Source organism: Novosphingobium organovorum (genome assembly GCF_022832435.1).
Taxonomy (GTDB): Bacteria; Pseudomonadota; Alphaproteobacteria; order Sphingomonadales; family Sphingomonadaceae; genus Novosphingobium; species Novosphingobium organovorum.
This window is the reverse complement of sequence record NZ_JALHLF010000162.1, coordinates 1-5,622: the sequence shown is the minus strand read 5'-3', so window position 1 is coordinate 5,622 and position 5,622 is coordinate 1. Positions and strand designations below refer to the sequence as shown.

Sequence of the window (5,622 nt, the reverse complement as noted above, 5' to 3'; positions counted from 1 at the left end):
GGCGCGACGCCCGCGATCCTGCTGGGCGCGGGCGCGGTGGGCCTGCTGCGCCAGTGCCTCGATGCTCCCGCGCTGCTGCGCGATGCGCCCCACGTCAAACGGCGCATCGTCGTCTGGGACGGCGGCGAACCAAGCAGCGTGCCCCACGACGCGCTCGTGCTGTCGAGCGGGGCCTTGCGCGCCGCGCTCGACGCGGTGCCGCTTCCCCAAGCGTGCGCCCCGCGCGCCTTCCCCCGTCCGATGACCATCCGCGCCCAAGGCCCCTACCCCGATGTGCCGTTGCGCCGCTTTGGCCAGCGCGAGGCCGCGGCGGTGCCGGTCGCGCTCCACCATGGCGAGGACGAAAGCGCCTGCTGGATCGAGGCGGTCGAGGGGGGATGGCTGTTCCTGATCCCTTCGGGGCCAGGCGCCGGCTGGCTGCTTTGCGTCGGCAGCGAGCCCGATGCCCTGCTCACCGCGAGCCGCCATGTCGCGCCGCGCATCACCCCGACCGCCGCGCCGCGCGCGCGCTTCGAAACCGCCCCGCGTATGCTCGAGACGCTCGCCGGGCCGGACTGGCTGGCGTGCGGGACCGAGGCGATCGCCTTCGATCCACTGTGCGGAGATGGCACCGCACAGGCCGCGCGCGAAGCGATCCTGGCAAGCGCGGTGCTCACCGCCATTGCCGGGACCGACGGCAGCGAGGAAGCCACGCGCCCCTACCGCGAGCACTACCATTCGATGCTGCTCGCCGCGATGCGGCGCCACTTGCGCCAGAGCGCGCAGTTCTACGCCACCGGCCATCCCTCGCCCTGGTGGCGCGACCAGCTGGCCAGCACCCAGCAGGCTTTCGAAGCCACGACGGCGGCGCTGGCGGGCTTTCCCGAACCGCGCTACCGTCTCGATGGCCTGACCCTTATTCCGATCGAGACACCCGTTTGACCGATACGCGCTTGAGCACCCCGGCCGACAAGGCGCCCCTCCCCCATCCGCGCGGTGGCATCCCGGTCGGCCCCGAGGCCCTGCAAGCCCCGCAAGCCATCGCCAACTGGCGCAGCTATGCGCGGCTGCTGCCCTACCTCAGGCCCTATCTCGGCCGCCTGCTCGTGGTGCTCGCGGTCAGCCTGCTGTCGACCGCAATGGGTCTCGCCCAGCCGTTCCTGTCCAAGCTGCTGATCGACGACGCGCTGCTCCAGCGCAACATGAACGCGCTTGTCGCGATCGGGCTCGCGATGGTCGGGGTAACGGTCGCCAACTACGCGCTCAACATCCTGGCAAGCTACCGCTACATCTCGACCTCGGCCGACATGCTGTTCGACATCCGCGTCGCGCTGCTGCGCCACCTCCAGACGCTTTCGCCCCGCTTCTACAGCCGCTTCCGGCTCGGCGACCTGATGTCGCGCATCAACAGCGACGTCAGCGACATCCAGCGCGTCACCGCCGACACGATGCTCTCGGTGCTTTCCAACCTGCTCATGCTGGTGGGCGGCGTGGTCATCATGCTCTGGCTCGACTGGCAGCTCTTCGTGCTCGCGGTGGTGCTCCTGCCCGCCTGCGTCGCGCTGTTTCTCTACTACCAGAAAAAGCTCGACCGCCTGACCCGCACCATGCGCGAGCGCGGCGCCGATCTGGGCAGCCTGCTCGTCGACACGGTCATGGGGATGCGGGTGATCTCCTCGCTCAACGCCGCCCGGCACGAGACCGAGCGTTTCCGCACGCGCAACAGCGCCTTCGTCGAGGCAATGCTGCGCATGCAGGTCACCTCGTTCATGGCCGGTGCGGTGCCCGGCACGCTGCTCGCGGTGACCACTTCGGGCGTGATCCTCTACGGTGGCTACCAGATCATTGCGGGCACCATGTCGATCGGCACGCTGGTCGCCTTCATGGCTTACCAGTCGCGCCTGTTCGGGCCGATCCAGACGCTGATGGGGCTGGTCTCGGGGCTGAGTTCGGCGCGGGTCTCGCTGGCGCGGATTTTCGAGCTGTTCGACACCGAAGCCGAAGTCCACGAGGCGGCGCAGGCCCGCCCCTTCACCGGGTTGAAAGACGCCATCCGCTTCGAGGATGTCGCCATCGCGCACGAGGGTCGAGCGATCCTCGAACACTTCGACCTCACGATCGAGCGCGGCAGCTTCTGCGCGCTGCTGGGGCCAAGCGGGGTGGGCAAGTCGACGCTCGCCGACCTGCTGGTGCGCTATCTCGATCCCGGCAGCGGCACGATCCGGCTCGACGGGGTGCCCCTGCGCGAGTTTAAGATCTTCGACTTGCGCCAGCACGTCATCCTGCTCGACCAGACGCACTATCTGTTCAACGACACGATCGGAGCCAACATCGCCTTCGCCCTGCCCGACACCCCGCGCGCGGCAATCCTTGCCGCCGCGCATCAGGCCGGGCTCGACCCGTTGCTCGAACGCCTGCCCCGCGGGCTCGACACCCCGGCGGGCGAGCGGGGCCTCGCGCTTTCGGCGGGCGAACGCCAGCGCATCGCGCTCGCCCGCGCGCTGCTGCGCCGGCCCGACGTGCTGATCCTCGACGAACCGACCGCCGCGCTCGATCCCGAGACCGAACGGCGCATTGCGCTCGGCCTGCGCGCCGCGCTTCCCGATGCGACGATCCTGGCGATCACCCACCGCCCCGCGCTTGCCGAAGTGGCCGAGCGGGTGATCGCGATCGAGAATGGCCGCGCGGTCGAAGTCCGCGCGCCCCAGCCGATGCGGACCGGAACCGATGCCTGACACCCACACCTCGCCCCGCGCGCCCGCAGGGGTCCCCGCGCTCGATCCGGACCGGCCGCTGCCCGCGCTGTTTCCCGGCGCCAGCGGAAAGGGCGTGCGCATCGCGGTGATCGACAGCGGCGTCCATCCCGACCACCCGCACATCACCCCTGCGCGGATCGCGCCGGGCGTCCAGATCACCCGCGAAGGCGCGCTCATCGAGGCGCCCGAGGCCACGCTCGACCAGCTTGGCCACGGCACTGCGGTCACCGCCGCGATCCTCGAGAAAGCGCCCGAGGCGACGTGCCTTCCCGTGCGCGTCTTTGCCGACAAGCTGAGCGCGAGCGCCGCCGCGCTCGTCGCAGGGGTCCGCTGGGCGATCGCGCAGGAAGTCGACCTCATCAACCTCAGCCTGGGCTCGCCCAACCCGGCGCACGAAGCGGTCTTCGCGCAGGTCGTCGCGCAAGCGCAAGGTGCGGGGATAGCGCTCGTCGCGGCGCACGACGCGCAAGGCACCCCCTGCCTGCCCGGCCAGCTTCCCGGCGTGCTGGGCGTCAGGCTCGACTGGGATTGCCCGCGCGCGCGCTGCCTTGCCGAACCCGCCTTCCCCGGCACGCTCACCGCCTCGGGCTACCCACGCGCGATCCCGGGCGTCGCCCACACCCGCAATCTCTACGGGATCAGCTTTGCCGTCGCGCAAGTCACCGGGCTTACCGCGCTCGCCTGCGAGGCGCGCCGCAGCGCCGGACGCGCGCCCGCGACGGACCCGGCCGGGGCGCTCCGCCAGGCTCTCGTCGAAGCGCTCGCCCGCGCGGACGGCTGAGGACATCTCTTCAGGGCCGGTACGTCTCGACCAGCGTGAGGAAGGCGTGCACCGCCACCTTTTCCAGTTCGGGCATGCGCGGTTCGTAGGGCTTGCCAAAGCCCGCGAACGGGGTGGTGCCCTCCATCGAGAACGAGATGAACAGCACCAGCGCCTCGCGCTGCGGTTCGCTGAGGTCCGGGCGCATTTCGGCGACGATCCCGACGAGCGGCACCTGCGCGCGCCGATAGAGGTCCTGCACGCGCGAAAGAACGAAGGGGTCGTGGCTCGACAGCGCCCATAGCTCGGGAAACACGCGGGTCGTCTTCTTGGTGCGGATGTCCTGCAGGATGAGCGAGCAATAGGCGGCGAGACGGCGCCTGGGGTCGGGCTCGACACGCTCGCTCAGCTCGTCGAAAACACGCTCGTAAGCGGTGATGACCGCCTCGAGAAGTTCGCGCACGAGGTCCTCGCGGGTGGGGAAGTAATAGGTCAGGTTGCCGAACTTCATCCCGCTCGCCGTGGCGACTCGCCGCATGCTCATCGCGCGGTAGCCCTCCTCGACCAGAATCCCCAGCGCACAGCGCAGGATCGCCTCGCGCGTCTCGTTCCCCTTGGCGTAGCCGCCCTGCCGCATCGGAAACGCCAGATCGGCCACCTGAACCGCATAATTCTTCATATTTTCAATGCCCTGAGTCCGTTTCTGCATCGCAACAATTTTTTGCTCGAATCAAATTTAGGTCACTTGACAAAAATTGGCAATATCCATCACCTTTAGTCTCACAAGCAAACAAACCGCATGAAATCAGGGGGTAAAACCGATGCGTCTGAAGCGATTCAGGCTGCCTATTAGTGCGCTCGTTTTAAGCGTCGCCGCACCAGCCATTGCCAATCCCGCGAACGACTTCTCGACACCGCTTCCCGAAGAACCGCTACCCAGCGTCGCGCAGCTTCCCGCACAGTATCCGGCGAGCTGGGTTCTGGTACATGACTTCCACTTCAACGCGATCGTCGACGGGCGCATCGCGGTGGTCGACACGCGTTCGAGCGACCAGCCGCTCAAGGGCCTGGTGCGCGCCGCGCAGTTCGCCAACGCGCTTCTGTCGCGCCGCAACAACGAGATCTACACCGCCGAGACGTTCTACCCCCGCCTGACCCATGGCGAGCGGACCGACGCCATCACGATCTGGGATACCGCCACGCTCAAGCCCAAGGGCGAGATCGTGCTGCCCGGCGGCAAGCGCCAGCAATCGGTGTCCTACACCGGGCTGTTCCAGTTCACCAACGACCAGACCTGGGCGCTCGTCGCCAACTTCACGCCCGCGCAGTCGGTCACCGTGGTCGATCTGCGCGCGCGCACGGTGCTGGGCGAGATCGATCTGCCCGGCTGCGCGCACATCTACCCCACCGGCGCGCGCGGCTTCACCAGCCTGTGCGCCGACGGTTCGCTGATCTCGATCGCGCTCGACGCGAAAGGGGCGGTGGCCAGTTCGAAGACCATCGAGAACGTGCAGGACATCGACAACCAGCCGCTGTTCGGCGATCCCGCGATGGTCGGCCAGACCGCCTGGTTCGTGAGCTACCACGGCGAGCTGCGTGGCTTCGACCTGTCCGGCCCCGTCGCCCGTCCGCTCCCCGCCGCCAGCGTCGGCACGGCGCCCGGCGGCGATCCCGAATGGCGTCCGGGTGGCTGGCAGGTCATCGCCAGCGACGCCCGGGGCCTGCTCTACGTCCTGATGAACCCCAAGGGCCGCGAGGGCAGCCACAAGGATGGCGGGAGCGAGGTCTGGGTCGTCGATCCCGTTGCCAACCGGCAGCTGCGCCGCATCGATCTTGGCGGCATGGCCTCCTCGATCGCGGTGACCCGCGAGGACCAGCCCCAGCTCGTCGTCGCGCGCGGCGATGGCGACATTGCCGTGTTCGACGCCACCAGCGGCGCGCCGGTGCGCGACCTGGGGGCGACGACCACCTTCAACCCGCTCATCCTGATGCCGGTGCAGTGATGGCCGCGCTCTCACTGTTCCTCGCGCTCGTGCTGCTGGTCTCGGCCGCGCACAAGCTGGCCCAGCCCCGCCGCCTGGCCGAGGCGGCCTCGCGGCTGACCGGGCTCTCCCCGGCGCTCGGCAC

5 protein-coding genes are annotated in these 5,622 nt (G+C 69.0%); 4 read left to right on the top strand and 1 reads right to left on the bottom strand.

The window, feature by feature from the left end:
* From MTR62_RS19580 to qhpE, 3 genes are all read left to right on the top strand, one after another.
* The coding region (locus MTR62_RS19580; protein ID WP_244024107.1) for an NAD(P)/FAD-dependent oxidoreductase at positions 1-921 on the top strand (921 nt) is incomplete at its 5' end.
* Positions 918-2,714 carry an ABC transporter ATP-binding protein gene (locus MTR62_RS19575; RefSeq protein WP_327194441.1) on the top strand — a complete coding sequence of 599 codons (1,797 nt, stop codon included), beginning with the start codon at positions 918-920 and terminating at the stop codon, positions 2,712-2,714. The genes MTR62_RS19580 and MTR62_RS19575, both read left to right, overlap by 4 nt.
* A complete protein-coding gene (gene qhpE, locus MTR62_RS19570; RefSeq protein ID WP_244024105.1) occupies positions 2,707-3,516 on the top strand; it encodes a subtilisin-like serine protease QhpE in 810 nt (269 codons plus the stop codon). Before MTR62_RS19575 ends, qhpE begins: the two co-directional genes overlap by 8 nt.
* Positions 3,517-3,526: 10 nt before the next feature.
* Here the strand turns inward: qhpE and MTR62_RS19565 are convergent, their stop codons facing one another.
* The gene (locus MTR62_RS19565; RefSeq protein ID WP_244024103.1) at positions 3,527-4,174 is read right to left on the bottom strand and encodes a TetR/AcrR family transcriptional regulator; all 648 of its coding nucleotides are present in this window, start codon (positions 4,172-4,174) and stop codon (positions 3,527-3,529) included.
* Between the two features lie 142 nt (positions 4,175-4,316).
* On the opposite strand from MTR62_RS19565, the gene MTR62_RS19560 reads away from it, so the two are divergent.
* Complete coding sequence (locus MTR62_RS19560; protein ID WP_244024101.1) at positions 4,317-5,498, top strand: amine dehydrogenase large subunit; 1,182 nt, start codon at positions 4,317-4,319, stop codon at positions 5,496-5,498.
* Positions 5,499-5,622: the final 124 nt, after the last annotated feature.

Bases quoted from the DNA above. Each gene is read 5' to 3' on its own strand.
- MTR62_RS19560 (WP_244024101.1), top strand. From the start codon at position 4,317: ATGCGTCTGAAGCGATTCAGGCTGCCTATTAGTGCGCTCGTTTTAAGC.
- MTR62_RS19565 (WP_244024103.1), bottom strand. From the start codon at position 4,174: ATGAAGAATTATGCGGTTCAGGTGGCCGATCTGGCGTTTCCGATGCGG.
- qhpE (WP_244024105.1), top strand. From the start codon at position 2,707: ATGCCTGACACCCACACCTCGCCCCGCGCGCCCGCAGGGGTCCCCGCG.